The sequence below is a fragment of the Paraburkholderia sp. A1BS-2L genome (genome assembly GCF_051125205.1).
GTDB lineage: Bacteria > Pseudomonadota > Gammaproteobacteria > Burkholderiales > Burkholderiaceae > Paraburkholderia.
Map to the genome: position 1 here is coordinate 1658320 of NZ_CP120428.1, position 26425 is coordinate 1684744.

Sequence of the window (26425 nt, forward strand, 5' to 3'; positions counted from 1 at the left end):
GACTGAAGCGAAGCCCGGGCGCCGCATGCCCGCCCCGAGGCGGCGGCGTCATTTCACACCGGCTCGCTTTGGTATATATGGATTCCTTATTATTGCCGCGCTGTTTTTCCTGTTGCCGCTCTATGTGATGCTCGTTACCTCGCTCAAGCCGATGAATGAAATCCGCATGGGCCATCTGCTTGCGCTGCCGCTTCATGTCACGCTCGCGCCGTGGCAGGACGCCTGGTCGTCGGCATGCACGGGCCTCGAATGCGCGGGCATTCGCGTGGGCTTCTGGAATTCGGTGCGCATCGTCGTGCCGAGCACGATCATTTCGATTGCGGTGGGCGCCGTGAACGGCTACGCGCTCTCGTTCTGGCGGCCGCGCGGCGCGGGCGTGCTATTCGCCGTGCTGCTCGCGGGCGCGTTCATTCCCGTGCAGGTGATGGTCTATCCGCTCGTGCGCGTGCTGGCCGCCGTGCATCTGTTCGCTTCGCTGCCGGGCATCGTCGTGATCCACACGATCTTCGGCATGCCCGTAATGACGCTGCTATTTCGCAACTATTATGCCGCGCTGCCGCAGGAGCTCTTCAAGGCGGCGCGCATCGACGGCGGCGGCTTCTGGCGCATCTTCGTGCAACTCATGCTGCCCATGTCGGCGCCCATTATCGTGGTTGCCTTGATCATGCAGGTCACGGGCATCTGGAACGACTATATTCTCGGGCTGGTTTTCGCGGGCACCCATAACCTGCCGATGACCGTGCAACTCAACAACATCATCAATACCACTACGGGCGAGCGGCTCTATAACGTGAACATGGCCGCGACGATCCTAACCTCGCTCGTACCGCTCGCGATTTATTTCATTTCGGGCCGCTGGTTCGTGCGCGGCATCGCATCGGGCGCGATGAAGGGATGAGCAGCCGACGATGAGGTCAGGGCAAGGAGGCAGACGATGGCGAATCCGGCAAACGTAGCGGTGCACAACCTGCGCATCGACCTTGGCGCGAACACGGTGATCGAAGATCTCGACCTCGATGTGCGCGCGGGAGAGTTCGTGGTGCTGCTCGGCCCTTCGGGCTGCGGCAAGTCCACCTTGCTGCACAGCATCGCCGGCCTCATCGACGTGACCCACGGCAGCATCGAAATCGCGGGCGCAGACATGACGTGGGCCGATCCCAAGGATCGCGGCGTGGCGCTCGTGTTCCAGTCGTACGCGCTCTATCCGACGATGAACGTCGAGCGAAATCTTTCATTCGCATTGCGTATCAATGGCACGCCACGCGCGGAAATCGAGCGGCGCGTGCAGCGAGCGGCGGAGATGCTCCAACTCGGCCCGCTGCTCTCGCGCAAGCCGTCGCAGCTTTCGGGCGGTCAGCGCCAGCGCGTGGCGATCGGGCGCGCGCTGGTGCGCGAAGCCGATGTGTTCCTGTTCGACGAACCGCTCTCGAATCTCGACGCCAAGCTGCGCACGGAACTGCGCCGTGAGCTCAAGCAACTGCATCAGCAACTGGGCGCGACAATGATCTACGTGACGCACGATCAAGTGGAGGCCATGACGCTCGCCACGCGCATGGCGGTCATGAATGGCGGCGTGATCCAGCAGTTCGGCGCGCCCGCCGATGTCTATGCGCGGCCCGAAAACCTGTTCGTGGCGACCTTCCTTGGTGCACCGCCGATGAATCTTCTGCACGGTGTGCTCGAAGCCGGCGAAGGCAAGCTGTGGTTCCGCGGCCAGCGGCTCGCCGTGGACGTCTCGCGCTATGGGTTCAAGGGGGCGCCCGATCCTGGCCGGCCATGTGTGCTGGGCGTGCGTCCCGAGGACATCCGCTCGGGCGATCCGGTGCGCATTGCCTCGCGGGGCGAGGCGCTGCAAGGCCAAATTACGCTGATCGAACCGATGGGCAACCACCGGGTGCTCTGGCTCGATTATCATGGAACGCAGATCGCTTCGATCGATCAGGACAAGACACCACTCGCGAGCGGAGCTAATGTGCCGTTCGAGATCGATGCCGGGCAGGTATCGCTGTTCGACGAGGCGAGCAGCCTGCGACTTTGAGCGCCCATTCATCAGACCATTAGATGAAAGGGGCGGGCGCTCGGAAAACATAGCCAGAAGAAGGCAAGGGGGCAAACAAGCGTGGTAACCCTCAAAGACGTGGCAACGCTGGCCGGTGTGGGTCTTTCCACGGCCTCGCGGGCGATTTCGGGCAAGGGGCCGGTGTCGGCCGAGGCCGCTGCGCGCGTGCAGGCCGCTATTGAGCAACTAAACTTCCGGCCGTCGTCGATAGGGCGGGCGATGGCGACGCAGTCGCTCGGCATCGTCGGCATTTTCGTGCCGACTTTTTTTGGCTCTTATTACGGCACCATCCTCAAGGAGACCGATACGGAATTGCGCGCGGTGAAGCGGCACGTGGTAGTGGCCACCGGTTGCGGCGACGGCTCGCCACGCGAGCAGGCCATCGAGGCCGTGCGCTTTCTGATCGGGCGCGACTGCGACGGCATGGTGGTCATCAGCCACGACCTGCACGACGAAGACCTCAATATGCTGCATGCGATGCATCCGCGTATGGCATTCCTGAACCGTGTGTTCGATCAGTTGCCCGAGGCGTCGTTTTGCGCCGACCATTTTCACGGCGGCGAACTGGCCGCGCGGACGCTGGTCGAGCATGGCCACCGGGAGATTGCAGTGATCGGCGGGCCGCCGAGCTCTTCGGACAACCTCGCGCGTCTCGACGGTTTCTTCACCGAACTCGCGCACCACGGCATTGCGCGCGAGGCAGTGCCGCTCATCATGTCGGACTTCTCGCCCGAGGGCGGCTATGCCGCGGCTGGCGAGTTGCTCGACTCGAAGCAACGCTTCACGGCACTTTTCTGCGCCAACGATACGATGGCCATGTCGGCGCTCGCCCGTTTGCAGCAGGCGGGCATTGCGGTGCCGGACGACATCTCGGTGATGGGCTACGACGATGATTATTCAGCGGCCTATATGGCACCCGCGCTCACCTCGGTCCACATTCCGACGGCGGAACTCACCCGCAATGCCGTGCGCTGGCTGATCAATCAGTGTTATGGCACGCATTGGGACATCGAGCGCGATTTCGGCGTCAGCGTAACGATGCGTGCCTCGGTCGCACGGCCGAATCCCGCTCGTCTTGTCTAACTATTGCTCGGCGCAAGAGCGGATGGGCGGATGGGCGGATGAGATGGCGGTGGCACGCACATGCGCACCACCGCCCGCGCGAATCACGGCTGCGCAGCGAGCGCAGGCGAGGACGACGGGGTGGGGGCGCTGGTGTGCGTGGTGGCAGCCGTATAGGTGCCGGTCAGCTGGATACTGCAAAGCCTGTGCAGGGCCATGTCCAGGCTTCGCTGATCAGTGCCGGTTCGCGCGCAGGGAACAAATGGGTGCTGCAAGCTGGGGCGGTCATAGACGACCTTTCAGTCAGGAGACGACGTGAACAAAATTGTCTTCCCTGGAGTCATTGCGCGAACCTTCGCGGTGCCGCTCGTGAGCCCGCTTTGCCTCTCGCTCATAGGTGCAGTCATGCTGGGCGGCTGCGCTCACCAGAAAGTGGCAAGCGAGCATGAGCCTGCAAAATCGAACGTGCCATCGCCGCTCAATGACCTCGGCAGCGGGCCGGGCGAGAGCGGTGCGGCAATAATCGATGCGCGCGCAACTAGTGCGCTGGATGCCATGGGCCGGTATCTGCGCTCGTTACGCACCTTCGAAGTGAATGCGGACACGGCCACCGACGTCGTGCTCGACAACGGCCAAAACGTAGCGCTCCTGCATCACACCATGCTCAAGGTCAAACGGCCCGATCGCCTGCGCGCGGACATCACAGGTAACGGCAACGTGCGCGGCATCGTCTATGACGGCCATCGCTTCACGATCTTCAACGAGAAAAAGGGCTACTACGCGCGGCACGATGCTCCGCCCACGCTCGACGCTCTGGTGCATGACCTCGCCGCCAACTGGCATATCGAAACGCCGCTCGTCGATCTGTTTTATTGGGGCAACGGCAAGCCCGACAACAGCGCCATTCAATCGGCACAAACGCTTGGCGACGAGAAGATCGACGCGCGCACCTGCACGCACTATGCATTCCGGGAAGCGGACGTGGACTGGGAACTGTGGGTACAAACGGGGCGCAGGCCACTGCCGTGCAAAATGATCGTTACCGACACGACCCAGCCGACGCGGCCGCGCCATGATGTGACGTACCACTGGCGGCTCAATCCGGCCTTCGCGGCGTCGACGTTCGTGTTCCATCCGGGCCCCGGTGCGCGGCAGATCGAGCTTAAGCCCGCAGATCATTCACCTGACGGGGAGGCGGAATGAGGAACCCGAAGCACGAGCCTCACACCTGTGCGCATGGAACGCAGGCACGGGCCTAATTACTTGAGGGGCGAAGGGACTTAAGCAATTCTTAAGCTACCGGCGACGAGACTATCGGCCAAGTCTGAAAAAGTGTGCCGATGGAATGAAAGCGATTTACGCCGATCTGAAGCGAGCCCGTATGCGTCCGACCTCTAGTCGCGTCGCGGTTCTGCATTTATTCCACGAATTTCCGCGCGAGCACATGACCGCCGACCAGGTCTTTCGGCGCGTGCCGCCGGAGACCGAGCAATGCAGCCTCGCGAGTGTGTATCGTGCGCTGGCGCAATTGCTGGATGCGGGCCTGATCACGAGCGCGTGGATTGGCGAGCAGCGCGTCGTGTACGAACTCAATCGCGGCACGCGCCATTCGCATCTGGTCTGCAGCGATTGCGGCACGATTTGTGATGTCGACGACAACGCGCTTGAGTTGCAGCACGAGGCCATTGCGGCCGCGCGCGAGTTTCGGTATGCAAGCGCAAGCCTTGTGATCTTCGGGCGCTGTGCGCAATGCGAGGCCTCGCCAGATTCGGCCGTTCGGCGTGCGGGCGCGTTGCATGGGATGGATCGGCGCATGCAATAGTGCGGGGTGCATGCGCGGGCGGACCAGGCTGTGGTGGAAGCGAAAGCCGGTGAATTTTTTATTTTACATAATATAAATTATCGAATTTTTAAGTGTAGATCCCAAATAGAAATGTCGGGTTTCCGCTAAATAGAAGTGTCGTGTTCTGTGTAGGTTGAGTGCCGGACATCCACATGGAGCGCCGAGCGCGCATCGTCGTGAACGATCTCGACGATCCGGCGCACGAAACGGTGGAAGCACTCAAGAAGATGGGCGCCGAAGCGGTGGTCTGCGTGGGCAACGTGTCCGCGCCAGACTTCGCCGAGCGCTTCATCGGCACCGCGATGAACACCTTCCAGGGCATCGACATCGTCGTCAACAACGCGGGCTACACGTGGGACGACGTGATCCAGAAGATGACTGACGAACAGTGGTATGCGATTCTCGACTGCCACATGACCGCGCCGTTTCGCATCCTGCGCGCCGCCTACCCGCACATCAAGGCGCTGCACGCCGCGGACGTAGCGGAAGGCCGCGAGGTCTATCGCAAGATCGTCAATATCTCGTCGACGTCGGCGCTCAACGGTAACGCGGGCCAGATGAACTACTCGGGCGCGAAGGCCGGCGTAATCGGCATGACGCGCGCGCTCGCGCGCGAATGGGGTCGCTTCAACGTGAACGTCAACGCGGTGGCGTTCGGCCTAATCCATACGCGCATGACGTCCGCTGACGCAAAGGCCGGTGCGACGGTGAAGATCGACGGACGCGACATCCGCGTAGGTCTGAACCCCGAAATGCTGAAGACGCACGCACAGCGCAACCCGCTAGGCCGTGGAGGCACGCCCGAGGAAGCCGCGGGCGGCGTGTATCTGTTCTCCCGAGTCGAACTACATCACGGGTCAGACCGTCGCGGTGGCCGGCAATCTGCAGTAAGTCCGGATTCGCCTGCACGCAAGGCCCACGCGAGTCCCATGCGGGGCCCGTTCGGCCCCACAGGCGGCGTCCGTCGCCTGAGGGGGCCTCGCATTTTGCGCCATCGCTCGCGCGCCGCTTTCCAGCCGTTGCCGAACGGAATAGCATAGGAATTTTGGTGGCGAAGGAGACGACCATGGCTACGTATGCTGTCGATGGCGTGCGCATCAGCGCTTCAACGGACCGCGTGACGCACGTGCGCTGGGCGCCAATCGACCCTCATTCCCATGACTGGCTCTCGCCGCCCAAAATTTCGGAAGTGGCCGACGTCGCGAACGGCCTGCGCTCGGGAGCCGTGGTGTATTCCGTGTTCACGCTGGGCGGCATGAAATTCCTCGGGCCGAAGATCAAGGCTGTTCCCCACCCCAACGGCATCGACGGAATCGATATGGAGGTCCCGGACGGCAGCGTCGAAAAGTCGATGGATGATCTGCCGCGCATATAGGCCGGCGCGCATGCGCGCCTGTGCGAACCGATAAAATAGCGGAGTGCGCTTGCCGGCGCACAAGCTGCGCCTGGCCGACGGCCGGGCGCCGTGCTCCCCACGCCCCTATTCAACGCATTGCGCCATGGCCCGCATCGAGCTCCATTTCCCCGAATACCAGTTTTACTACTCGACCCACCTCACGGTGCGCGTCACCGACATCAATTCAGCCAACCACCTCGCGAACGACTCGATGATCTCGATGATTTCCGAGGCACGGGCACGTTTTCTCTTCGATGCCGGCATCGAGGACATGAAAGACGCCCATACCAGCATCATCGTCACCGACCTCGCCACCACGTATCGCGCCGAAGCCTATGCGCGCGACCAGTTGTGCTTCGAGGTCGGCATCATGGATTTCAACCGCTACGGCGGCGACATCATTTTCCGCATCACACGCCCCTCGGACGGCGCACTCATTGCGATGGCCAAGTCGGGGTTTGTTTTCTTCGACTACGAGGCGAAGAAAGTCGTGCCGATGCCGGTGGCATTCCGCGCGAAATTCCCGGGCGTCAACTCGCTCGCCTGAAGCGAATCCGCACTTCGTCTGAACTGACTCCCCGCAGAATACCGGTTCAGCGCGGCTGAAACGCAATGAGCGCCATGCCGGCCAGCGCAAGCGCCATCCCGGCGTAATCCCACGGGCTCGGCCGGATGGCTTCCACGCCCCACAGCCATAGCATCGCTACGCACACGTAGACGCCGCCATAGGCGGCGTAGGTGCGCCCCGCCGCACTCGGATGCAGCGTGAGCAGCCACGCGAACAGCGCGAGCGATGCGGCGGCCGGCACGAGCAGCCAGGCGCTCGCGCCCTCGCGCAGCCAGCGATACGGCAGATAGCAGCCGACGATTTCGGCAAGCGCGGTGGCAATGAACAGCAGGAACGTCTTCATGGATGGCACAAATACTGCGCGAGAGTCGTGGGGGCTCATGGTAGCGCACGTGGCCAATAAACAGTAAAAGCACGGAATGCGCGGACCCCGCCCGCCGATTATTTTTTCCCTGGAAGATTGATTATCTTAATTTCGAATTATTGAACGTGCCGCACAGGCATTGCTATTGCAAGTTCGGGTTATCTGAATTCATTGATTCACTGATAAAAATACTGCAAACAATTGTGTCAAAAATCGGCTCAATCGTTGAGGTCCGGTTTTTTACATACATGTAGTGCGCATTATGTGCACGACATGAATCAATTAATTATCAACGCGGGATTGAATTTATCCATAATCGGTAGATAATTATTTTCGAAATTTTCATTTTAAAAATGATTATTAACCGCCAAGGAAAAAACATGACAACCGCCATCCACGCCAAATGCCTTGCCGCCGCACTCGTGCTTGTCGGCACTGTCCTGCCCGCAAGCGTCGCTCTGGCCGCCGGCGAAGCCGCCGCGCCCGCCACGTCCACCACCGCGTCGGCGGCGTTGCCGCGCGTGGCCGTGCTCGCCACGGGCGGCACAATCGCGGGCCAGGCGGACACGCGCGCGGCCAACGCCTATAACGCGGGCGCGGTGGGCGCGCAGCAACTCGTGCAGGCCGTGCCCGGCATCGAAAAGCTTGCCCGCCTGAGCACCGAACAGGTTGCGTCCATCGGTTCGCAGGACATGAACGACAAGGTCTGGTTCACGCTCGCGCGGCGCATCCAGGCAATCTTCGACCGCAACGAAGCCGATGCGGTCGTCATCACGCACGGCACGGACACGCTCGAAGAAACGGCCTTCTTCCTCGACAACGTGCTGCGCACCGACAAGCCCGTCGTGCTGGTGGGCTCCATGCGCCCCTCCACGGCCACGAGCGCTGACGGCCCGAGCAACCTGTACGAAGCCGTCGAAGTGGCTGCCAGCCCCGCAGCGCGCGGGCGCGGCGTGATGGTGGTGCTCAACGACACGATCCAGTCGGCGCGCGCAACCACCAAGACCAACACCACGAGCGTGCAAACGTTCGTTTCGCCGAACAGCGGGCCGATCGGCTATGTCGATCCCGCAAGCGTGCGCTTCCTGGCGTCCGCGGTCCAACTCGACAGCCACAAGTATGCATCGCCTTCGGGCGAGCAATTGCCGCGCGTCGAAATCGTCTACGCGCACGCGAATATGGATAGCATGCAGATCGACAACGCCATCGCCAACAAGGCCAAGGGCATCGTGCTGGCGGGTGTGGGCGACGGCAACACCTCGAAGCCGGCGATCGAAGCGTAATCGGTAATTCACCGACGTCCTTGCGATCTCAAACGTCCTGATGCAAGGGCGAGCGCAGCGGATTGCCGGCGAAGAGCGATTTCCACATTCGCGGCGTGAGTTCATGCACGCGCGACGCCGGGTGCTGGCCCACGCGCTGCAGCACGTCGACCAGATAGTCATAGGGATCGACGTCGTGCAGCTTGCACGTCACCAGCAGGCTTTGTGCAATACCGATTTGCCTGGCGCCGAGTTCGGTCCAGCAGAACATCCAGTTCTTCTTGCCCATCGGGATGGCGCGCAGCGCGCGCTCCAATGAATTCGTATCGATCTCGACGTCCGGATCGTCCAGATACAGCAACAGGCCTTCGCGGCGCTCCCGCACATAGGCCAGCGCTTTCGTGAGCGGACTGCTCGGCAGCAAGCCTTGCGCTTCGAACTGCCTGTCCACCCAGACGAAGAACTGCTGCGCCACCGGCTTCGCATGCTGCTGGCGCCATGCGCGCTTCGCGGAGCCTGTCAGGCCCTTCTGCCGGATGTCTTCCTCGACGCGATACAGCGCGCCGATATGCTCCAGCGCTTCGGCCACGCGTACCGGCTCGATCTCCTCTGCCTTCACGAACGCCCGTCTGCTGTGCGCCCAGCACTGCGCGTGGGCGAGACCCGTCTTCTTCGCATACCAGGCGTACGCCTTGTAGCCGTCCGTGTGCAGGACGCTGCCAGCCGCCGCGGTTTGCCCGAGCAACTGCTCGACGTGCTCCTGCCGCCGGCTCGGCTGGTAATGGAAGCAGATCTCCTCGAGCTCGCCCATCACCGGCCAGAAGTACGCCGACTTCATCTTGCCCGGGCCGTCCCGTCCGGCCTTGATCGGCGTCTCGTCCATGCGCTTGACACGCGAGCTCAGGATCGACTGCCACTGCGCGTCGTGGACGGGCTCGATCAGCGCAATGGCCGCCTGCGCGATCTGCGTGAGCCACTGCCGCGACACGCGGATGCCGCACTGGGCAAGCCGCTGATGTTGGCGGTACAGCGGCAGGTGGTACACCAGCTTGTCGATGAGCAGCCCGGCAATGAACGACACATCGGCGCGGCTGCCTTCGATCACACCAACCGGCGCCGCAGGACACGACAGTGCCTGCGTGTCGCGCCGCTTGATCACCGGGCGCACGTACTTGAGCACGACATAGCTGCCGGGACGTTGGGCCAGCCGGTGGCTCACACGCTCGCCGATTACTTCGTAATCCTCGGGATCGAGACCTGCGCTCTCGGGGTTCGCGATTTCGATGACTTCGACCGGCACCTTGCCCTCGTCGAAGAACAGTGTTGATTCGTCGACCCCAGGGCGACTGGGCGTGGTGCTGCGCTCGTGGGCTGCTATGCGCGTCTTCCTGCCAGGCACGGGTGCATCGGGCACGGCATCAAAGGCTTCGCCCAGCGTGCCTTGTGCCGCATCGGGCTGTACGATGCGACGCTCGCTCTTGCGGCCGAACAGCTGGCGCTGGAACCATGCGACTTGCGCGCGCAATTGTGCGTTCTCGCTCAGCACCGCTTCGCATCGCGTCGACAACGCCGCTACTTGCGCGGCAAGTGCAGCGAGGGTCTCGTCGGTGGCGGCAGTCGATGGCATGGCTGCCATCATAGAGAAAGACGTGTTTCATGGCGAGGGGCTCGCCGGCGATTGCTGCAGCGGATGCCGGTAACGATGACGTTGCCGTACGACCTCGATTCCCTCCAGCAACAGCTTCAGTTGCGTGACATCAATCTCACGCGTATCCACCCGGTTCCAGTTGGCGAGAAAGCGGCCTTGCTCGAGCCGCTTGGCCCAAACGCACCAGCCGCTGCGATCGAAGTAGAGCACCTTGATCTGCGTGGCACGACGGTTGATGAACGCGAACAGATGCCCCCCAAGTGGATCGACCGGCATGCTGTGGCGCACGATCGCGTACAGGCCATCGAACGAGCGCCGCATGTCCACGGGTGCGCCGTACAGGAACACACGTACCTGCTGCTCCGGGAAGAACATCAGCTTCTCGCGATCGTCAGAACGATGCCGCCGGGCAGATCGAGGCGGATCGTCAGATTCGCCTGTCCAGCCGGCGTGCCCGGCTCGACGCTCGTGTCAGCTGCGGCAATGGTACCCAGATCGACAAAGGCTGAGCCTCCAGTGAGCACCTCCGCACCACGCGGCGATGCGGGGCGCTGCAAGCGCCGCCGCCAATGATAGAAGCGAAACTCCGACACCGATTCCTCGCGGCAAAACGCTCTGACCGTCTGTCCGCACTCTGCGAAGCGCGCCAGCCTTTGTCGCCACGCTAATTCCACTTCCTCTCGCTTCGCTGCTGCCTTCATCGTCTGCTCCTGATCGCACTGAACGAGGAGCATTCTGCAACGACACTTACACGAACTCTATAACGCTCACGGCTTACCGCTTACATCGAAGCGCTCCAGCGCGCCGCGAAGCAGGGAATCGTGGTGGTGCGCGCATCGCGCGTGGGGTCGGGATTCGTGAACCGCAATGTCGAAGTGAATGACGACACGAGCGGTTTCGTCGTCTCGCTCGACTTGAATCCGCAGAAGGCGCGCGTGCTCACGCAATTGCTGATCGCCAACGGGATCACCTCGCCCGCGCAGGTGCAGAAGGCGTTCGCAGCGACCTTGTGAGCGGTGCTGCATGATCAGGCGTGCTTCGGAACGATGAAGCGCTCACGATGAAGCGAACGGGCGGAGGCAAGCCGCCCGCGCCTGAACCTCGGAACAACTCGGCGCAATTCAACGCAATTCAATGCAACTAAGGGGCGCTCGCCGCGCGCGAGCCGCATTTTGATTTCCGTGACCACGAGCCGCGGCCGGCTTCGCTGTCGATCACACGATGCTCACCAGCGGCGCGCAGGCGTTTCGTGGCGGCATCGCGGCGCCGGGCGAATTCTTCGGGCTGTCCGCGGCATAGCCCTGCTCGGCAGCGCCGGGCACGATCTGGTCGATGATCTCGCGTGTGTGGCCCGTGTGTGGCCCGTGTGTAGCCCGTGCGTAGCCCGTGGTCGAGCCAATGCGTACGCCGTCCGCGCGCAGTTGCGCGGTCACGGCCGCCACGCGCGGAATCACGTCTGCGCCGCCCCGGTCCCGAAGGCGTCCCGGCCGCGAATCGGGCACAGGCAGGCACACGCGAAGACGCCCGGGCACCCGCGCCAGGACTGCGCGTGGCACACTGAAACAACCGTTCCGCTTCAACTTTGCATGACACAGGAGTCGTTCATGGAACGTCCCTTCACCGATCGCCGCGAGGCCGGGCAAATGCTCGCCGCGCAACTCGCGTCCTACGCCGGGCGCCGCGACATCGTCGTGCTCGCGCTGCCGCGCGGGGGCGTGCCGGTCGCGTATGAAGTAGCCGGGGCGCTGCGCGCGCCGCTCGACGTGCTGCCCGTGTGCAAGCTCGGCACGCCGTGGCAGCCGGAGCTCGCCATGGGCGCGATCTCGTCGAATGGTGCGCAATACGTCGATGAAGCGCTGATCCGCGAAGCCGGAGTGAGCCAGGCGAAATTACAGAGTGTACTTTCGCTAGCCCGCATCGAGCTGGGCCGGCGCGAGGCGCGTTACCGCGGTGCACGCGCCGCTGTGCCGGTGGCCGGGCGCGTGGCACTGCTGGTCGACGACGGCATGGCCACGGGCGCGTCGCTCAAGGCCGCCGCGCGGGCGCTCGCGTCGCTCGGGCCGGCGCGCATCATCGCGGCGTTGCCGGTTGCACCGGCCGGTGCGCGCGCACGGCTCGCCGGCGCAGTCGACGATTTCGTCTGCGTCCAGACGCCCTCGTCGTTCATGAGCGTGGGCCAGTTCTACTTCGACTTCGACCAGGTCGACGACGACACGGTACGCGATTTGCTCGACCGCGCGGCCACGCCGTAACGATCGAAGCGCCCAGCGTACCCGCGTTCAGCGCACCGGATTAGCCGCTTTTTCTCCTACTACGGTCTGCCAGGACCGCACGCGCCACGCCTTGACGAGGCCGGCCTTCACATAGGGATCGGCGCGCGCGAACGCTTCGGCGGCTGCCGGGCTCTCGCCCTGGAAGAGCAGCAACGCCTCGTCCACGGGCTCGGCAATCGCTCCCGCGAGCAGCAGCTCGCCGCGCTCCACCGCCGCCCACGCAAGCGCCAGGTGTGCATCGCGATGCTCGGCGCGCCGCTCGAGATAATCGTCTACGAGTTCGTACATCAAGAGGTAATGCATAGTCGATCTCCGGTCTCGTTGTGGTGTGCATACAGCGCATTGTGCCTGAGCATGCGTCAACCGAACCCACTCACCGTTCGTTTTCAGGTTGGCTTTGCCATAATGGTTGCGGCGATAGGCAATGATGGACCGGATGGGCCGCCTGCTCGCACGACTAACGACAAACGTCGAAATCCCATGGGAGTGAACGATGAAGATGCAATCCGTCATTGCTGCAATCGTGCTGGGCGGCGCACTGGCCGCACCGGCGTTCGCACAGACCGCCGCACCCGCGGCAGCGGCTTCCGCAGCCGCTAGCCCGAATAGCCAGCAGAACAAGATGAAGGCCTGCAACGCGCAGGCCGGCGACAAGAAGGGTGACGAGCGCAAGGCCTTCATGAAGCAATGCCTTTCCGCGGCCGGCGTGTCCCCCACCATGTCGCAGCAGGAGCGCATGAAGGCGTGCAACACGCAGGCCGGCGACAAGAAAGGCGACGACCGCAAGGCCTTCATGAAGCAGTGCCTCACGACCAAGAGCTGATCCGCCAGGCGGCCGAAGCTTGATCGAAGCATCGGGTTTGCCCTGCCACCGCTTCACCGCAGAACGATCGCTTTCACGACGCGCCGTAGCTCATGCTGCGGCGCGTCGTTTTTCATGGTGCGGCGCACCTGGCCTGGCAGGCCGTCCACTTGCATCCCGCGCGCTTCGGCGTTGCGCCCGTGCGCGATTTTTCTTCTATGATGGCTGCAGCGGCGCCCTTTCCCTGATACGCAATCGCACAGACGCCATCGGGCCGCCGAACGAAGGTTGGAGCCGGAGTGATGCCTGTCGCATCGTACGGAGGCGCGGATGGCATGGAAGCACAAGAATCGCTGGTTTCGCCGCTGGCTGGTGGTGATCGTTTTCTGGCTCGTGCCGGTGATGATCATTGCGGTGCGCGAGGCCCAGGACGAGATGGCCTACAACCGCGCGGATCTGCAGCGCGCCCTCGCCAACTGGACTTTCACCGACGCCGAACGGGCCGCCGGCGCGCCGTTGCATTGCCAGGGGACGCCTGAACGGGCACGCGCGCTGGGCTGCCCTGCCGCCGTGCTCGCGGAAAACGCCGCGGCTCACCAGGCTGCGCTCGACGAATACGCCACGCGGCGCGCCACACTCGTGAGCTATCTGTGGCACGCATTCGTTGGCTACTGGGTCGTGCCGGCTGCAACCCTGCTCGCCATCGGCATCGTCCTGGGCGCCGTGCGCCGCGCGCTGCGACGCCCTCCCGCTGCGAAGCCCGTGGCGGAACACTGATGCGCGTCTTGCCGATGCACGGTCTTGAACGGGCAAATCCGGACCCTGTGTTATAAGAGCGAAAGCTGATTCCTTCATTGGCAAAACGCCATGACGGCACGGCTTAAGGCTATTTCGGATATCCCGGAACACAGAACGGAGAACAACATGCAAGGACGCCGTTTCATCCTTAAGGCTTCGGTTGCAATCGCGCTTGCCAGCGCGGCGCTCGCAGGCTGCTCGACCACCGGCAACACGCCGCCGACGGCACAAACCAATGATGCGAAACGCCAGTCGATCGACGCAAGCGTCGACGGCACGATGTCGCGGCTCTATCAGACCGTGCCCGGCGCGCGCGAACTCGTAGGCAAGGCGCGCGGCGTGCTGGTCTTCCCGCAGGTGACTCAGGCAGGGATCGGCATTGGCGGCGAGCATGGCGACGGCGCGTTGCGTGTCGGCGGCAGCACGGTTGGTTACTACAGCACCACGGGCGCCTCGGTGGGCGCAACGCTCGGCATGCAGTCGAAGTCGGTCGTCTACCTGTTCATGACGCAGGAAGCACTCGACAAATTCCGCAATTCGAGCGGCTGGTCGGCAGGCGGCGACGCCTCGGTCGCGATCGCGAAGGTCGGCGCGAACGGCACGATCGACACCACCACGGCCACCAAGCCCGTGGAAGTCTTCGTGCTCACCAACAGCGGCCTGATCGGCGACCTCTCGCTCGGCACGACCAAGATCTCCCCGCTGAAGCTGTAAGTTTCACGCGTTCACGAGCATGCAGGGCGCCCGGGCCTTGTTCCGCTCGGGCGCTGCCTGTGCGAAACAAGGCCCCCCCGCCGCTCAGCTCGTGGACGTGTCGATCACCTTGAAGCGCGAACGCTTGTTCGCGCGGATCACCGCCTGATACGCCTCGATATACTGCTGCGCCATGCGGTGTGACGTGAAGCGCTCTTCGAAGCGTTGCCGCACACCGGCGCGCGGCACGCGTGAAAGCCGGTTCACGGCCGCCACGGCGCCAATTTCGTCCTCGACGATAAATCCCGAAACGCCCTCATCCACCACTTCCGGCACCGAGCCGCGATTGAACGCGATCACGGGCGTGCCGCACGCCATCGCCTCGATCATCACCAGCCCGAACGGCTCGGGCCAGTCGATCGGGAACAGCAGCGCATGCGCACCGGAGAGGAATTCGGCCTTCTGGCTGTCGTTGATCTCGCCCACGAATTCCACATTCGGGAGTGCGAAGAGTGGCTTGATCTCGCGTTCGAAATACTCGCGATCGGCCTCGTCGACTTTGGCGGCGATGCGGATCGGCAAGCCGCAGCGCTGGGCAATGCGAATCGCCGTGTCCACTCTCTTCTCGGGCGAGATGCGGCCGAGAAACGCGAGATAGCGCGGCTCGACGGGCTGCGGCGTATACAGCGCCTCGGGCAGGCCGTGATAGACCGTCCGGAGCCATTTGGCCTGCGGCATCGGTTGGCGCTGCGCATTCGAGATCGAGATGACCGGCGCCGTGTTGAACGTGTCGAACACCGGTTGCTGCTCGGGCAAGTCCAGACGGCCGTGCAGCGTGGTCACGAACGGCGTTTCCTGGCGCTTGAACACCGAGAACGAGTAGTAATCCATATGGAAATGCAGCACGTCGAACTGGTCGGCCTGGCGGCGCACCATTTCCATGAGCAGCATGTGCGGCGCAATACGGTCGCGAATGCCGGGGTCGAGGCGCAACGCGCGCGGCCACACGGGTTCGAGCTTCGCACGCGTTTGCGAATCGCCGCTTGCGAACAGCGTCACGTCGTGACCGAGCTCGACTAGCGCCTCGGTGATGTACGACACGGCGCGCTCGGTGCCGCCGTAGAGCTTCGGTGGCACCGATTCGGTCAGCGGGGCGATCTGCGCAATTCTCATTGAGTGTCTCCTTCGTGTTCCGCGCACGCACGCGGGAAATTCCGCCAGGTGGGTCGAGCCATTTTAAAGGAAGCCCAGTATTGCAATCGTGCCCTCGAATATCGAAGGAAGGGACAGACTCGCGGAGAACGCGATCGGGCGGCTCGCAGCACGGCGCATTTCGCTATTATTCGCCTTGCGCCGCGCCCGCGCTGCGAGTCTTTCAATTGCTATATGGACTTACACGTCGAAACATCCTGCCTGGCGCCCGTCGCAGAGCGCCCGAGGCGGCTTAGCGCGACGGCCATTGCCACGCCGGTACATCGAGCGAATCGGCGTCGGCGAGCGCCGTCGCGCCGAGACGCCGCTCCAGCACGATCGACTGGCTGCCCGCCTCGCGCTCGAGCGCTGCAACGAGCCGCGCCGCGTGCGAGACCACCAGCACCTGCGAGTGCGCCGAGGCGCGCGCGATGAGCCGTGCGAGCGACGGCAGCAAGTCGGGGTGCAGGCTCGTCTCCGGCTCGTCGAGCACGAGCAGCGTGGGCGGGCGTGGGCTCAGCAGCGCGGCAGCGAGCAAGAGATAGCGCAGCGTGCCGTCCGAAAGCTCGGCGCCACGCAACGGCCGCAGCAAACCTTCCTGACGCAGCGCGACTTCGAAGCGCCCTTCGTGATTGACGATCTCGACGCGCGCGCCCGGAAACGCATCGCCGATCGCCGCGTCGAGCGCACCGGCGTCACCGATCTCGCGGATCGTCTGCAGCGCGGCGGCAAGATTGGCGCCATCGTCGGCCAGCACCGGCGAATGCGTGCCGATCTGCACCCGGCGCGCGGGCGCGTGCTCGTCGGTGCGGAAGTGATCGTAAAAGCGCCACGAACGGATCTGTTCGCGCACCGCGATCATTTCGGGCGCGCTGCGCGGGTCGGCGAACTCCGTCATCATGCTGTCGAAGCTCGCCACGGGTTGCGCGAGCGTCGTCCACCCGCCCTCCGCTTCCCCGTCGCGAATGCGGATCATGGGCCCCTGACGGTCGACGAGCACAGTCGATGGCCGCAGCAGCGGCCCGCCCCAGATGCATTCGCGCTTGATGACCGGGTCCAGCGAGAACTGCGAGGAGCCGGGCACCGGCAAGCCCAGGTCGATCGCATAGCCGAAGGTCTCGCTCGCGAAGCCGAGCTTGAGGCTCACGGCGTCTTTGCGCACGGTGCCCTGCACGGCGTAATCGCCCTGGGCGACCGCGCGCGAAAAGCGCTCGGGGCCGGCCCAGAGCGTCGATTGCAAGCCTCCCTCGCGCGCGAGCGATGGAATCACGCCACCGCGCGCGGTCAACGCGAGCAGGCGCAGCGCCCGATAGAGATTGGACTTGCCGCTGCCGTTCGGGCCGGTGATGACGTTCAGCGGCCCGAGCGGCACGATGAGTTCGCGCAGTGAGCGGTAGTTGGCGATGGCGAGGGTCGAAAGCATGGGCCGTAGCAAGCGCGCGCATGCGCAGGTTGAGCCAGCGCCCGATGATACGCAATCGGGCGCGGCTCGCGCTATCTCCATACTCAGGCAGTCAGCGCAGCTGCGGCACGGCCGCGAGATCGGAGAGAAAGCGGTCGCGCCAGACGCCCAGATCGTTGCGGCGCAGCGCTTCCATATTGGTCAGATAGCGCGCCTTGCGCTCTTCTAGCGGCATCGACAGCGCGCGCCCGAGCGCCTCCGACATGCCCGCGGCATCATGAGGATTCACGAGCAGCGCGCCCGTAAGCTCGGCGGCCGCGCCCGCGAAGATCGAGAGCACGAGTACGCCGGGATCGTCGGGATTCTGCGCGGCCACGTATTCTTTCGCGACCAGATTCATGCCATCGTGCAGCGGCGTGACATAGCCCACCTGCGACTCGCGAAAAAGCGACATCAGCTTCCAGCGGTCGTACTGCTGGCTCAGGTAGCGGATAGGCGTATAGTCGAGGCCCGAATAACGCCCGTTGATGCGTCCGGCCTCGCGCTCCAGTTCCTCGCGGATGATCTTGTAGCTCGCCACGTCGGAGCGCGTGGGCGGCGCGATCTGCACGAGCGTGACCCTGCCGCGCCATTCGGGCGAATGCTCGAGCAATTGCTCGAAGGCGTGAAAGCGCTCGACGAGCCCCTTCGAGTAATCGAGCCGGTCCACGCTCATCACAAGCTTGCGGCCTTCGAGGCTCTGCTTGAGATCGAGCACATGCTGGCGGCTCTCGTAGCGCGCGGCCTGCTCGGCGATCTCGTCGGGAAACACGCCGATGCGATAGACGCCCGTGCGCAGCTTGCGCCCGTAGGCCTCCACCTCGCCCGCTTCCTTGTTTTCGCCATGCTCGCGCACCACGCCCCTCGCGGTGCGCGCGATGTAATCGTGAAACGCCTGCTGGTCGTTGCGCGTCTGGAAACCGAGCAGGTCATAGCAGCACAGCGACCTCACGAGCTCATCGTGCGGCGGAATCGTTTGCAGTACTTGCGGCGAAGGAAACGGAATATGGAGGAAGAAGCCGATACGATTGCGCATGCCCTCGGAGCGCAGCGCCTCAGCGAACGGAATCAGGTGGTAATCGTGGACCCAGATCATGTCGTCGGGCTGGATCAGCTTGACGAGCTTGTGCGCGAGCCACGCATTCACGCGCCGGTAGCCGGCGTATTCATCGCGCTCATAGCGCGCGAGATCGTTGCGGTAGTGGAACACCGGCCACAGCGTGGCATTCGAGAAACCGCGGTAATACTGGTCGTAATCCTTCTTCGTGAGCCCGGCAGTCGCGAAAGTGACCGGCCCCTCCTCGGCGAGCGTCGGGCCCGCGTTGGCCACCGTCTCGCTCACGACATCGCCGCTCCAGCCAAACCACACGCCGCCTGCGTCCTTGAGCGCCCCGAACACGCCAACAGCGAGCCCCCCTGCGGAGCCCTTGGTCTCCGTGGGCGTCGCCACGCGGTTCGAGACGACTATCAGTCTGGCCATCGAGATATTTCCTCCTCCGTTTTGCTCCGGCAACCGAATTCCCCAGCAAGGGACGTGCCACGGTATTGGCCGGAGCCTGCGGACTCGCCGGGCTGGCTAGCGTTCGGGAAGGTAGTGAGCGCGGCGCAAGGCAACAGTACCCGACGTCACGCTACTTGAATGCGCGTAAAGATGCGCTAAAGATTGCGATCGGCCAAGTCGGGCCGTTCAGGAAAAAATTCAGGCCGACGGCTCGGCGCTGAGTCGGGTTTCGGCGTGATTGCCGTCGCGATTGCCGGCCCGGCCCAGTGCCCCGTCAATTGCCGGTCTTGCAAGGAAACGCCTTGCCGAGCCCGAGCGAGATGGCCGTGCTGGCGTTGTAGCCGGCGACGTTCGGGTTATCGGCGATGTATTTGCGCACGGCGTCGGTGAGTTGCGCCGAGCGAGCCTCCTGCGGCAGGCAGAAATACTGGCCGACGCGCGGGCCGGTCGTGCCGCCGATGGCGTCGATGGTGTTGAAAATGCCGTCGGCGGCCCCTTCGATATAAGCCGCGCATGCGCTGCGCGACGCCACGTCAGTCTTCGAACACAGCCGGTTCAGATCGGAGGCGGTGAAGGCAAAAGCCGAAACCGGCACAGCGAGCGCGCCGGCGCAGATCAGAGCCCGCAGCATGATTCTCCTTGATTCGTCGCTTGATTCGTCATCGGGTGCGGCATTTGCCGCGCCGCGAGCCGCCCGCTGGCGGCCGGCGGCAACCCCGGTATTGTGCACTGTTTTAGGGGCGCGTCGTGCGGCTCTTCCGCGAAAGAGCTTGCGCGAATGCACCCGATGACCCGGCCGTCAGCGCCCGCGGCGGCGTTACTGCGCCGCCTGGCCCATGCGCGCCGAGAGGTCCTTGATCGCGTCAGGCGCCTTGTACTGCTTGGCGAAATCGAGCGCCGTCATGCCGATCTGGTTCTTTGCGTTCAGATTGGCGCCGTGGTCGAGCAGCAGTTTAGCGGTGCTCATATGGTCCCCGCGCGCGGCCATCATGAGCGGGGTCGTGCCGTTGGGCGACAGCGCGTTGACGTCGGCCGAATAGCCGACCAGCAGCTTCACCACGTCGTCGTGGCCGTTCGCGGCGGCGTAGTGCAGCGGCGTCCAGCCCTGCTTGTTCACCTCGGCGCCCTTGGTGATGAGCAGCTTCACGAGATCCATGTCGCCATTGAGCGAGGCCAGCATCAGCGCGTTCTCGCCCGACTTGTCCTCGGCGGCGATGTTGATCTTCGGATTGTCGAGCAGCACTGCCGCGACCTTGTCCGACTTCTCGCGCGCGGCCAGCACGAGCAGCGGCATGCCCTGGCTATCCGTGGCGTTCGGGTCCATGCCGTCTGCGAGGTCCTTGGCGACGCCCTTGGCGTCGTCGAACTTCACGCCCTTCACGAGCGAATCGATCGACGCGGCGTGGACCGGCGCGCTCGCGAGGAAGGCGGCGCTCATACCGATGGCGAGCGCGGCAGCGATGCGGCGCACGCCGGTAGCGCGCGTGGCCCGGACGGTGGACGTAAGCGGATTCGAGTTCATGTCAGACCTTAACGTTATTCGATATCTAATTGATAAAAAACGATAAATCAAAATCGACTGCTAGCGGATCACGAATCAGGCCGCGGCCGGAATCTTGAAGAGCCGGAAAAAATTCTGCGTGGTGGCAGCGCCGAGTTCGGCGTCCGGCAATCCGCGTTGCTGGGCGATGAATCTTCCGACATGGCTAACGTACGCAGGTTCATTGGGTTTGCCCCGATATGGCACTGGCGCAAGATAGGGCGAATCCGTTTCGATCAGCAAACGCTCGAGCGGCACGCGGCGCGCCACCTCCTGAACCTCGGTCGCGCTCTTGAACGTCACGATACCTGAAAGGGAAATGTAAAAATTCTGTACAAGGGCGCGCTCGGCGATCGCCCAGGGCTCCGTGAAACAGTGCATCACGCCACCGGGTTCGCCGGCGCGCTCTTCTTCCATGATGCGCAGCGTATCGTCCGACGCCGCACGCGTATGAACGATGAGCGGCTTTCCCGTCGCGTGCGCCGCGCGGATATGGACGCGAAAGCGCTCGCGCTGCCACTCCATGTCCTCGATCGTGCGCTCGCCGAGCCGATAGTAATCGAGCCCCGTTTCGCCGATCGCCACGACCTTCGGGTGCTGCGCCAGCTCCACGAGGTCCGCGACGCTGGGCTCCTGAACGTCCTCGTGATCGGGGTGCACGCCCACCGACGCGTAGACGTTTTCGTAGCGGCTCGCGATGTCGAGCACTGAGGGCAGCGTCTCGAGATCGACCGAAACGCACAGCGCATGCGTGACGGCCTGCGCGCGCATGTTCTCGAGCACCTCGGGCAGCCGGTCGGCGAGACCTTCGAAATTGATGTGGCAATGTGAATCGACAAACATGGCGGTCCTGCGATGGGGTTACGGTAAGGCTGACTGCGCGGAATCTACGGAAATCCGCAACCAACGTGCGCAACGAAAAATTCAGGCCTGCAACTCAGGCGGCAAGCCGCTTGCCGAGAATCACGTGGTCGCGCTCGACGCCGTCGAGCACGACCACGCGCGGCAGCGTCCCCCTGCCGGGACGGCACGGTCGAGTTGTAAATGGCGACGATCGTGGACAGATCGTCAAGGGTGGCATCCCGGTAAGCAAGGCTCATGGTGCGGATCAGCGGCGAATCATCGGATAAGGCGGACGCTCAGCAAGACGTCTCAGGCAAACATTTCACGATAGCCGAGAAACAGCTCCTCGAACACGAGGCGCGCATTCAGCGGATGATTTTCCACGGCACGCTGGCGCGCCATGGACTTCAGGTAACGGGCGAGCGCTGATGCATCCAGATTCGCTGCGCAGCGCGTGAGCGCCGCTGCGGACTGCGGGTAGTAGCGCGGCCGGCCCGCCGTGCGCTCGGCCAGCAGGTCGTAGACCCAGCGCTGCAGCCAGCCGAGGACGAGCGGCACTGGCAGCTTCTGCAGGGTCTCGCCGCAGGCGAAGGCGTCGCACGCCGCGCCAGCCGCGAGCTGGCCGAGGGTCCAGTCGCGCAGCGCGCGATTGTCGTCCTGCGACAGCGCGAGCGCCGCAAGCGGCGCGCCTCCCGCTTCCGCGAGCAGGCCAGCTGGATCACCCACGCCTTGGTTCGCGAGCCACGCCTGAGCCTCGTCCGGCGCGGGCGTGCTCATCGGCCACTGCCGGCAACGGCTGATGATGGTAGGCAGCAGCCGGTCGATGCGCGCCGACACCAGCAGGAACACCACGCCCGCGGGCGGCTCTTCGAGCGTCTTCAGCAGCGCGTTCGCGGCCGCAACATTGAGCGCCTCAGCAGGATACAGCACGACCACGCGCAGGCCGCCGCGATGCGAGCCCACGCCGGTGAAATCGAGCAGCGCGCGCACCTGCTCGATGCGGATTTCCTTGCTGGGCGCGCGAGTCTTCTTGCCCTCGTCCGCGTCAGCTTTATCGGCCTTGGCGTCTTCCTTGTCCTCGGCACCCACCTGGCCTGCGAGACCGGCCAGCGCCTCGGGCAGCACGATCCGGTAGTCGGGGTGGTTGCCCTGCGCAAACCAGGTGCACGCCGGACATTTGCCGCATGGCTGGCCGTCGGCCTGCGGCGACTCGCACAGCAGCCCCTTCGCCAGATGCTGCGCGAACTGGAGCTTGCCGATGCCTGCCTGGCCGTGCAGCAGCAGTGCGTGCGGCCAATGGCTGCGCAACTGCTGGAGGCGCTCCCAGTCGCCCGATTGCCACGGATAGATCATGTTTTAAATCAATCTGTTAAGCGGTATTTTGGAGAACCCGCGCGAACTCTATAAACCATCAGAGCAGCAAATAACGCTTTTTATCAAAGCGTTGCGATGACTTTTTCGAGCTTCTCACGAATCTCATCGATGCTCTGCGACGAGTCGACGATCGCGAAGCGGTACGGCGCTTCCTCAGCCCGGCGCAGATACTCGGCGCGGGTGCGCGCGAAGAATGCGTCGGTTTCGCTCTCGAAGCGGTCCGGCTCGCGCGCGGCGCCGCGGCGCTCGCTCGCCGTATTGGGCTCGATGTCGAACAGCACGGTCAGATCGGGCTGAAATCCGCCCTGGACCCAGCGCTCGAGCGCTTCGAGCTTGTCGCGCGGCAGGCCCCGGCCGCCGCCCTGATAGGCGAAAGTGGCGTCGGTGAAACGGTCCGAGAGCACCCAGTCGCCGCGCGCAAGCGCCGGCTCGATCACGCGTGCGAGGTGTTCGCGGCGCGCGGCGAACATCAGCAGCGCCTCGGTCTCGAGGTCCATCGGCTCGTGCAGCAGGATCTCGCGCAGCTTTTCGCCCAGCGGCGTGCCGCCCGGTTCCCGCGTCATGACCACCGAGCGGCCCGAGGCGCCCAGCTTCTGTTCGAGCCGCTCGCGAAACCACGCCAGATGCGTGGTCTTGCCCGCGCCGTCGATGCCCTCGAACGTGATGAATCGGCCCCGCGCCATTTAATTACCCCGGATGTACTTGTCGACGGCCTTGTTGTGGTCGACGAGATTGTCAGAAAAAACGCTGCTGCCATCGCCACGCGCCACGAAATACAGCGCAGGGGTCGAGGCAGGATTGAGCGCAGCCTGCAGGGCGGCGACGCCCGGCAGTGCAATTGGCGTCGGCGGCAACCCGGGACGCAGGTAGGTATTGTAGATAGTGTTGGTCTGCAAATCGCTCTTGCGCAGCCGCCCCGTATAGTTCACCCCGAGCCCGTAGATCACCGACGGATCGGTCTGCAACGGCATGCCTACCTTGAGCCGGTTCGCGAACACGGCCGCCACGAGCGGACGGTCGCCGGCCTTGCCGGTCTCCTTCTCGACCAGCGAGGCAAGCGTGAGCGCCTCGTAGGGCGACTTCAGCGGCAAGCCCTGCGCACGCGCGGCCCACGCCTCGTTCAGATGCGTCTGCATGAGCTTGTAGGCGCGGCGGTAGACATCCAGATCGCTCGAGCCCTTGTCGAACAAATAGGTGTCCGGGAAGAACAGCCCTTCTCCGCTGCCCTGCGGCGCGGCGGGCGCGCCGATCGCGGCCAGCAGTTGGGCGTCGCTCATGCCGGCAGTATCGTGGCGCAGCGCCGGATTGGTATCGAGTTCGTCGCGCATGCGCTTGAACGTCCAGCCTTCGATGATGGTCGCCACGGACTCGTTGACGTCGCCGAGCGCCATCTTCTGCAGCACCTCATAGGGCGTGACGCCGGCCTTGAATTCGTAGTTGCCGGACTTGAGCTGGCTTTGCAGGCCGAGCACGCGCGTCATCAGCACGAACAAATCGGTCTGGACCGGCACGCCGCCGCGGCGCAGCTGGGCAGTGACGCTGCGCACGGAGCTGTGCGGCTTGATGGTGACATCGAGTTGCGGGACGGCGAGCGCCACGGGCGAGGTCGCCCAGCGCCAGACGCTACCCGCTGCGACGGCGCCAAGCACGACGAGGCCGGCGCCGGCAACAAGGCATTTCTTGAGGAGGGACATGCGTAACGTGACTCAGGCGGACCTCATATAATAACTGCTTGCCCTCGCTAAAGTCAGGATTGACTGTTCCCCGAATCCATGAACGCTCCGCTCGCATCCCACGACACGCATTCCCCCGACACGCATTCCATCGCGGCGCCTGCCGCCGATGAGTTCGACGCCGTCCTCAAGGGAGGCGCCTGGGCGATCCTGCCGCAATTCGGCGTAATCGACGCCAATGGCGACGATGCAGCCAGCTTCCTGCACAGCCAGCTCACGAACGACATCCAGCATCTGGACGTGACCGGCGCGCGCCTCGCCGGCTACTGCTCGCCCAAGGGCCGACTGCTCGCCTCGTTCCTCACATGGAAGACGGGCGACACGATCCGCCTGCTGGTTTCGAAGGATGTCCAGGCGAGCGTGCAAAAGCGTCTCTCGATGTTCGTGCTGCGCGCCAAGGCCAGGCTCACCGACGACAGCGACAAGCTGCTCGTGGTGGGCCTCGCGGGTGATGTGCGCGGCGCGCTCGCGCGCGTATTCGACGCGCTGCCCGACGGCGTGCACGTGAAGGTGGACGATCCCGCCGGCACGCTGATCCGCGTGCCCGATGCGCTCGGGCGCCTGCGCTATCTGTGGGTTGGTCCGAAAGACGCCGTGGAGGCGAAGCTCGCCTCGCTCCAGGACGTGCTCAAGCCCGTCTCGCCCGCGGTGTGGGACTGGCTCGACATCCGCGCGGGCGAGCCGCGCATCACTCAAGCCGTGAGCGAGCAATTCGTCCCGCAGATGGTCAACTACGACGTGCTCGGCGGCGTGAACTTCAAGAAGGGCTGCTATCCGGGCCAGGAAATCGTGGCGCGCAGCCAGTATCGCGGCACGATCAAGCGCCGCACCGCGCTCGCGAGCGTCGCAGCCGGGACCGACGCCGCGCGCGCGGGCGCGGAGCTGTTCCATTCCGACGACCCGAGCCAGCCGTGCGGCATGATCGTGAACGCGGCGGCAGCGCCCGAAGGTGGCGTCGATCTGCTCGCGGAGATCAAGCTCGCGGCGCTCGAATCGGGCAGCGTGCATCTGGGCGCCGGTGACGGCCCCGCACTGCGCATCCTGCCGCTGCCGTACGCACTGCCGTCCGAGGTGTGACGGCTTGGCAAAGAGTCCTGTGACGACGCAGTTCGCGCCGCGCCTCGTTTTTGCGGGTCGCAGCGGAGGCCGCGCGCGATGTGCCTGATCGTCTTCGACTGGCGGCCGCATGCGACCGATGGCGCGCTCTTCACGCTCGCCGCGAACCGCGACGAATTCCTGCGTCGCACCGCCGATCCCATGCAGTGGTGGCAAGACGCGCCGGACGTGCTCGCAGGCCGCGATCTCGTGGGCGGCGGCACCTGGCTCGGCATGACACGTGGTGGCCGCTTCGCGGCGCTCACCAACTACCGCGCGCCGCACGAGATGCGCCCCGACGCCCCCACGCGCGGCACGCTCGTCTCGCGCTGGCTGGCAGCCGGCTCCGAAGGTGCCGGGATCGATATCCCCGATACGCCGCTAGCCTATCTCGCCGAAGTCGCGCGCGACGGCGAAATGTACAACGGCTTCAACCTGGTCATCGGCGACTGGAAGCGGCGCGAGCTGGCCTGGTACTGCAACCGAGGCGAGCGCATGCCCGCGCTGCTGCCCGAGGGCACCCACGGCATCTCCAACGCGGTGCTCGACACGCCGTGGCCAAAGCTCGTGCACAAGCGCGCAGGGCTTGCCGAACTCGCTGCTGATGGTCCCGATGTGCCACTCGAACGCCTGATCGAATTGATGCGCGACCCGCGCATCGCGCTCGACAGTGAATTACCCGCGACGGGCATTCCGCTCGAGCGCGAGCGCGCGCTTTCGGCGGCCTTCATCGAGACACCCGAATACGGCACACGTGGCACGACGGCGCTGCGCGTGCGCGTGAATGGCGGCCAGTTGAGCGTGGAAGCCAGCGAGCGCAGCGACGATGACGGCTCGCACCGCATCGTGCGGCCCGGCGCATTCGAGCGGCATGAACGCTTCACGGTAAGCGCGGCGCGCTGAAGCCAGGCGGCCCACCCGCCCTTGCCGCCCCACCCG

Annotated in this window: 29 protein-coding genes and 3 pseudogenes; 16 read left to right on the forward strand and 16 right to left on the reverse strand. The window is 64.3% G+C overall.

What is annotated here, in order from left to right:
- Positions 1-25 precede the first annotated feature (25 nt).
- The 8 genes and pseudogenes from P5W98_RS07390 to P5W98_RS07425 all read left to right on the forward strand — a co-directional run bounded on the left by P5W98_RS07390 (position 26) and on the right by P5W98_RS07425 (position 6907).
- Positions 26-898 carry a carbohydrate ABC transporter permease gene (locus P5W98_RS07390; protein ID WP_421079589.1) on the forward strand — a complete coding sequence of 291 codons (873 nt, stop codon included), beginning with the start codon at positions 26-28 and terminating at the stop codon, positions 896-898.
- A gap of 36 nt (positions 899-934) precedes the next feature.
- Positions 935-2038 (forward strand): ABC transporter ATP-binding protein, encoded by a 1104-nt coding sequence (locus P5W98_RS07395; RefSeq protein ID WP_421079473.1) that lies wholly within the window; start codon positions 935-937, stop codon positions 2036-2038.
- Positions 2039-2119: 81 nt separating this feature from the next.
- Positions 2120-3142, forward strand: coding sequence for a LacI family DNA-binding transcriptional regulator (locus tag P5W98_RS07400; RefSeq protein WP_421079474.1), 1023 nt, complete (start codon positions 2120-2122; stop codon positions 3140-3142).
- Positions 3143-3436: 294 nt separating this feature from the next.
- Entirely contained in the window at positions 3437-4324 is an 888-nt protein-coding gene (locus P5W98_RS07405; RefSeq protein WP_434718016.1) for a DUF2092 domain-containing protein, read from the forward strand.
- A gap of 178 nt (positions 4325-4502) precedes the next feature.
- A complete protein-coding gene (locus P5W98_RS07410; RefSeq protein ID WP_421079476.1) occupies positions 4503-4943 on the forward strand; it encodes a Fur family transcriptional regulator in 441 nt (146 codons plus the stop codon).
- A gap of 185 nt (positions 4944-5128) precedes the next feature.
- Positions 5129-5855, forward strand: a pseudogene (locus tag P5W98_RS07415) (SDR family NAD(P)-dependent oxidoreductase); the annotation flags it as partial.
- Positions 5856-6030: 175 nt separating this feature from the next.
- Complete coding sequence (locus P5W98_RS07420; RefSeq protein WP_213295559.1) at positions 6031-6339, forward strand: hypothetical protein; 309 nt, start codon at positions 6031-6033, stop codon at positions 6337-6339.
- A gap of 124 nt (positions 6340-6463) precedes the next feature.
- Positions 6464-6907: a thioesterase family protein gene (locus tag P5W98_RS07425; RefSeq protein WP_434718017.1), complete on the forward strand. Its 444-nt coding sequence runs from the start codon at positions 6464-6466 to the stop codon at positions 6905-6907.
- Between the two features lie 46 nt (positions 6908-6953).
- Here the strand turns inward: P5W98_RS07425 and P5W98_RS07430 are convergent, their stop codons facing one another.
- Positions 6954-7271 carry a YnfA family protein gene (locus P5W98_RS07430; RefSeq protein ID WP_421023982.1) on the reverse strand — a complete coding sequence of 106 codons (318 nt, stop codon included), beginning with the start codon at positions 7269-7271 and terminating at the stop codon, positions 6954-6956.
- A gap of 401 nt (positions 7272-7672) precedes the next feature.
- Here P5W98_RS07430 and P5W98_RS07435 point away from each other — a divergent pair, with 401 nt between their 5' ends.
- Entirely contained in the window at positions 7673-8575 is a 903-nt protein-coding gene (locus tag P5W98_RS07435) for an asparaginase (protein WP_434718018.1), read from the forward strand.
- Positions 8576-8603: 28 nt separating this feature from the next.
- Here the strand turns inward: P5W98_RS07435 and tnpC are convergent, their stop codons facing one another.
- From tnpC to tnpA, 3 genes are read right to left on the reverse strand one after another with little or no spacing between them, the layout of a single operon-like run.
- The gene (tnpC, locus tag P5W98_RS07440; protein WP_434718515.1) at positions 8604-10190 is read right to left on the reverse strand and encodes an IS66 family transposase; all 1587 of its coding nucleotides are present in this window, start codon (positions 10188-10190) and stop codon (positions 8604-8606) included.
- A gap of 18 nt (positions 10191-10208) precedes the next feature.
- Positions 10209-10577, reverse strand: coding sequence for an IS66 family insertion sequence element accessory protein TnpB (tnpB, locus tag P5W98_RS07445; RefSeq protein ID WP_434718019.1), 369 nt, complete (start codon positions 10575-10577; stop codon positions 10209-10211).
- Positions 10577-10903, reverse strand: coding sequence for an IS66 family insertion sequence element accessory protein TnpA (tnpA, locus tag P5W98_RS07450; protein ID WP_434718020.1), 327 nt, complete (start codon positions 10901-10903; stop codon positions 10577-10579). Before tnpA ends, tnpB begins: the two co-directional genes overlap by 1 nt.
- A gap of 102 nt (positions 10904-11005) precedes the next feature.
- Between tnpA and ansB the strand changes: the two are divergent.
- A pseudogene (ansB, locus tag P5W98_RS07455) lies at positions 11006-11215 on the forward strand (L-asparaginase 2); the annotation flags it as partial.
- A gap of 201 nt (positions 11216-11416) precedes the next feature.
- Here the strand turns inward: ansB and P5W98_RS07460 are convergent.
- Positions 11417-11656, reverse strand: a complete 240-nt coding sequence (locus P5W98_RS07460; RefSeq protein ID WP_434718021.1) for a hypothetical protein — start codon at positions 11654-11656, stop codon at positions 11417-11419.
- A 150-nt stretch (positions 11657-11806) separates the two neighbouring features.
- Between P5W98_RS07460 and P5W98_RS07465 the strand changes: the two genes are divergently transcribed.
- Complete coding sequence (locus P5W98_RS07465; protein ID WP_421079498.1) at positions 11807-12454, forward strand: phosphoribosyltransferase; 648 nt, start codon at positions 11807-11809, stop codon at positions 12452-12454.
- Positions 12455-12481: 27 nt separating this feature from the next.
- Here P5W98_RS07465 and P5W98_RS07470 read toward each other — a convergent pair whose 3' ends face one another.
- A complete protein-coding gene (locus tag P5W98_RS07470; RefSeq protein ID WP_421023986.1) occupies positions 12482-12778 on the reverse strand; it encodes a YciI-like protein in 297 nt (98 codons plus the stop codon).
- 190 nt (positions 12779-12968) lie between these two features.
- Here P5W98_RS07470 and P5W98_RS07475 point away from each other — a divergent pair, with 190 nt between their 5' ends.
- The 3 genes from P5W98_RS07475 to P5W98_RS07485 all read left to right on the forward strand — a co-directional run bounded on the left by P5W98_RS07475 (position 12969) and on the right by P5W98_RS07485 (position 14789).
- A complete protein-coding gene (locus tag P5W98_RS07475; protein ID WP_421023987.1) occupies positions 12969-13298 on the forward strand; it encodes a PsiF family protein in 330 nt (109 codons plus the stop codon).
- 309 nt (positions 13299-13607) lie between these two features.
- Positions 13608-14054, forward strand: coding sequence for a hypothetical protein (locus P5W98_RS07480; protein ID WP_421023988.1), 447 nt, complete (start codon positions 13608-13610; stop codon positions 14052-14054).
- Positions 14055-14201: 147 nt separating this feature from the next.
- A complete protein-coding gene (locus tag P5W98_RS07485) occupies positions 14202-14789 on the forward strand; it encodes a BPSL1445 family SYLF domain-containing lipoprotein (protein WP_421023989.1) in 588 nt (195 codons plus the stop codon).
- 84 nt (positions 14790-14873) lie between these two features.
- Here the strand turns inward: P5W98_RS07485 and P5W98_RS07490 are convergent, their stop codons facing one another.
- The 10 genes and pseudogenes from P5W98_RS07490 to mltG form a co-directional block, all read right to left on the reverse strand.
- Positions 14874-15941, reverse strand: coding sequence for a glycosyltransferase family 4 protein (locus tag P5W98_RS07490; RefSeq protein WP_421023990.1), 1068 nt, complete (start codon positions 15939-15941; stop codon positions 14874-14876).
- Between the two features lie 271 nt (positions 15942-16212).
- The gene (locus P5W98_RS07495) at positions 16213-17382 is read right to left on the reverse strand and encodes an AAA family ATPase (RefSeq protein ID WP_434718022.1); all 1170 of its coding nucleotides are present in this window, start codon (positions 17380-17382) and stop codon (positions 16213-16215) included.
- A 91-nt stretch (positions 17383-17473) separates the two neighbouring features.
- Complete coding sequence (gene otsA, locus P5W98_RS07500; protein ID WP_421023992.1) at positions 17474-18880, reverse strand: alpha,alpha-trehalose-phosphate synthase (UDP-forming); 1407 nt, start codon at positions 18878-18880, stop codon at positions 17474-17476.
- Between the two features lie 295 nt (positions 18881-19175).
- Positions 19176-19532, reverse strand: a complete 357-nt coding sequence (locus P5W98_RS07505; protein ID WP_421025216.1) for a Rap1a/Tai family immunity protein — start codon at positions 19530-19532, stop codon at positions 19176-19178.
- A gap of 186 nt (positions 19533-19718) precedes the next feature.
- Positions 19719-20423, reverse strand: coding sequence for an ankyrin repeat domain-containing protein (locus P5W98_RS07510; protein WP_421023993.1), 705 nt, complete (start codon positions 20421-20423; stop codon positions 19719-19721).
- A gap of 75 nt (positions 20424-20498) precedes the next feature.
- Entirely contained in the window at positions 20499-21284 is a 786-nt protein-coding gene (locus tag P5W98_RS07515) for a TatD family hydrolase (protein WP_421023994.1), read from the reverse strand.
- Positions 21285-21378: 94 nt separating this feature from the next.
- A pseudogene (locus tag P5W98_RS07520) lies at positions 21379-21456 on the reverse strand (GNAT family N-acetyltransferase); the annotation flags it as partial.
- Between the two features lie 137 nt (positions 21457-21593).
- Entirely contained in the window at positions 21594-22637 is a 1044-nt protein-coding gene (locus tag P5W98_RS07525; RefSeq protein WP_434718023.1) for a DNA polymerase III subunit delta', read from the reverse strand.
- Between the two features lie 83 nt (positions 22638-22720).
- Positions 22721-23341 carry a dTMP kinase gene (gene tmk, locus P5W98_RS07530; RefSeq protein WP_421023996.1) on the reverse strand — a complete coding sequence of 207 codons (621 nt, stop codon included), beginning with the start codon at positions 23339-23341 and terminating at the stop codon, positions 22721-22723.
- Positions 23342-24352 (reverse strand): endolytic transglycosylase MltG, encoded by a 1011-nt coding sequence (gene mltG / locus P5W98_RS07535; protein WP_421023997.1) that lies wholly within the window; start codon positions 24350-24352, stop codon positions 23342-23344. It abuts the gene before it with no gap.
- A 78-nt stretch (positions 24353-24430) separates the two neighbouring features.
- Between mltG and P5W98_RS07540 the strand changes: the two genes are divergently transcribed.
- On the forward strand, positions 24431-25468 hold the full coding sequence (locus P5W98_RS07540; RefSeq protein WP_434660163.1) for a YgfZ/GcvT domain-containing protein: 1038 nt from the start codon (positions 24431-24433) through the stop codon (positions 25466-25468).
- Between the two features lie 78 nt (positions 25469-25546).
- A complete protein-coding gene (locus tag P5W98_RS07545) occupies positions 25547-26389 on the forward strand; it encodes an NRDE family protein (protein ID WP_421023999.1) in 843 nt (280 codons plus the stop codon).
- The last annotated feature ends 36 nt before the right edge of the window (positions 26390-26425 follow it).

Excerpts from the sequence above, each read along its gene's own strand:
- P5W98_RS07490 (WP_421023990.1), bottom strand. The coding sequence starts at position 15,941 with ATGAGAATTGCGCAGATCGCCCCGCTGACCGAATCGGTGCCACCGAAG.
- P5W98_RS07485 (WP_421023989.1), top strand. The coding sequence starts at position 14,202 with ATGCAAGGACGCCGTTTCATCCTTAAGGCTTCGGTTGCAATCGCGCTT.
- P5W98_RS07430 (WP_421023982.1), bottom strand. The coding sequence starts at position 7,271 with ATGAAGACGTTCCTGCTGTTCATTGCCACCGCGCTTGCCGAAATCGTC.
- P5W98_RS07505 (WP_421025216.1), bottom strand. The coding sequence starts at position 19,532 with ATGCTGCGGGCTCTGATCTGCGCCGGCGCGCTCGCTGTGCCGGTTTCG.
- P5W98_RS07545 (WP_421023999.1), top strand. The coding sequence starts at position 25,547 with ATGTGCCTGATCGTCTTCGACTGGCGGCCGCATGCGACCGATGGCGCG.
- P5W98_RS07510 (WP_421023993.1), bottom strand. The coding sequence starts at position 20,423 with ATGAACTCGAATCCGCTTACGTCCACCGTCCGGGCCACGCGCGCTACC.
- P5W98_RS07410 (WP_421079476.1), top strand. The coding sequence starts at position 4,503 with ATGCGTCCGACCTCTAGTCGCGTCGCGGTTCTGCATTTATTCCACGAA.
- P5W98_RS07525 (WP_434718023.1), bottom strand. The coding sequence starts at position 22,637 with ATGATCTATCCGTGGCAATCGGGCGACTGGGAGCGCCTCCAGCAGTTG.
- P5W98_RS07390 (WP_421079589.1), top strand. The coding sequence starts at position 26 with ATGCCCGCCCCGAGGCGGCGGCGTCATTTCACACCGGCTCGCTTTGGT.
- P5W98_RS07435 (WP_434718018.1), top strand. The coding sequence starts at position 7,673 with ATGACAACCGCCATCCACGCCAAATGCCTTGCCGCCGCACTCGTGCTT.
- tnpA (WP_434718020.1), bottom strand. The coding sequence starts at position 10,903 with ATGAAGGCAGCAGCGAAGCGAGAGGAAGTGGAATTAGCGTGGCGACAA.
- otsA (WP_421023992.1), bottom strand. The coding sequence starts at position 18,880 with ATGGCCAGACTGATAGTCGTCTCGAACCGCGTGGCGACGCCCACGGAG.
- tmk (WP_421023996.1), bottom strand. The coding sequence starts at position 23,341 with ATGGCGCGGGGCCGATTCATCACGTTCGAGGGCATCGACGGCGCGGGC.
- P5W98_RS07480 (WP_421023988.1), top strand. The coding sequence starts at position 13,608 with ATGGCATGGAAGCACAAGAATCGCTGGTTTCGCCGCTGGCTGGTGGTG.
- mltG (WP_421023997.1), bottom strand. The coding sequence starts at position 24,352 with ATGTCCCTCCTCAAGAAATGCCTTGTTGCCGGCGCCGGCCTCGTCGTG.
- P5W98_RS07495 (WP_434718022.1), bottom strand. The coding sequence starts at position 17,382 with ATGCTTTCGACCCTCGCCATCGCCAACTACCGCTCACTGCGCGAACTC.
- P5W98_RS07395 (WP_421079473.1), top strand. The coding sequence starts at position 935 with ATGGCGAATCCGGCAAACGTAGCGGTGCACAACCTGCGCATCGACCTT.
- P5W98_RS07475 (WP_421023987.1), top strand. The coding sequence starts at position 12,969 with ATGAAGATGCAATCCGTCATTGCTGCAATCGTGCTGGGCGGCGCACTG.
- P5W98_RS07420 (WP_213295559.1), top strand. The coding sequence starts at position 6,031 with ATGGCTACGTATGCTGTCGATGGCGTGCGCATCAGCGCTTCAACGGAC.
- P5W98_RS07425 (WP_434718017.1), top strand. The coding sequence starts at position 6,464 with ATGGCCCGCATCGAGCTCCATTTCCCCGAATACCAGTTTTACTACTCG.
- P5W98_RS07465 (WP_421079498.1), top strand. The coding sequence starts at position 11,807 with ATGGAACGTCCCTTCACCGATCGCCGCGAGGCCGGGCAAATGCTCGCC.
- P5W98_RS07540 (WP_434660163.1), top strand. The coding sequence starts at position 24,431 with ATGAACGCTCCGCTCGCATCCCACGACACGCATTCCCCCGACACGCAT.
- tnpC (WP_434718515.1), bottom strand. The coding sequence starts at position 10,190 with ATGGCAGCCATGCCATCGACTGCCGCCACCGACGAGACCCTCGCTGCA.
- P5W98_RS07515 (WP_421023994.1), bottom strand. The coding sequence starts at position 21,284 with ATGTTTGTCGATTCACATTGCCACATCAATTTCGAAGGTCTCGCCGAC.
- tnpB (WP_434718019.1), bottom strand. The coding sequence starts at position 10,577 with ATGTTCTTCCCGGAGCAGCAGGTACGTGTGTTCCTGTACGGCGCACCC.
- P5W98_RS07470 (WP_421023986.1), bottom strand. The coding sequence starts at position 12,778 with ATGCATTACCTCTTGATGTACGAACTCGTAGACGATTATCTCGAGCGG.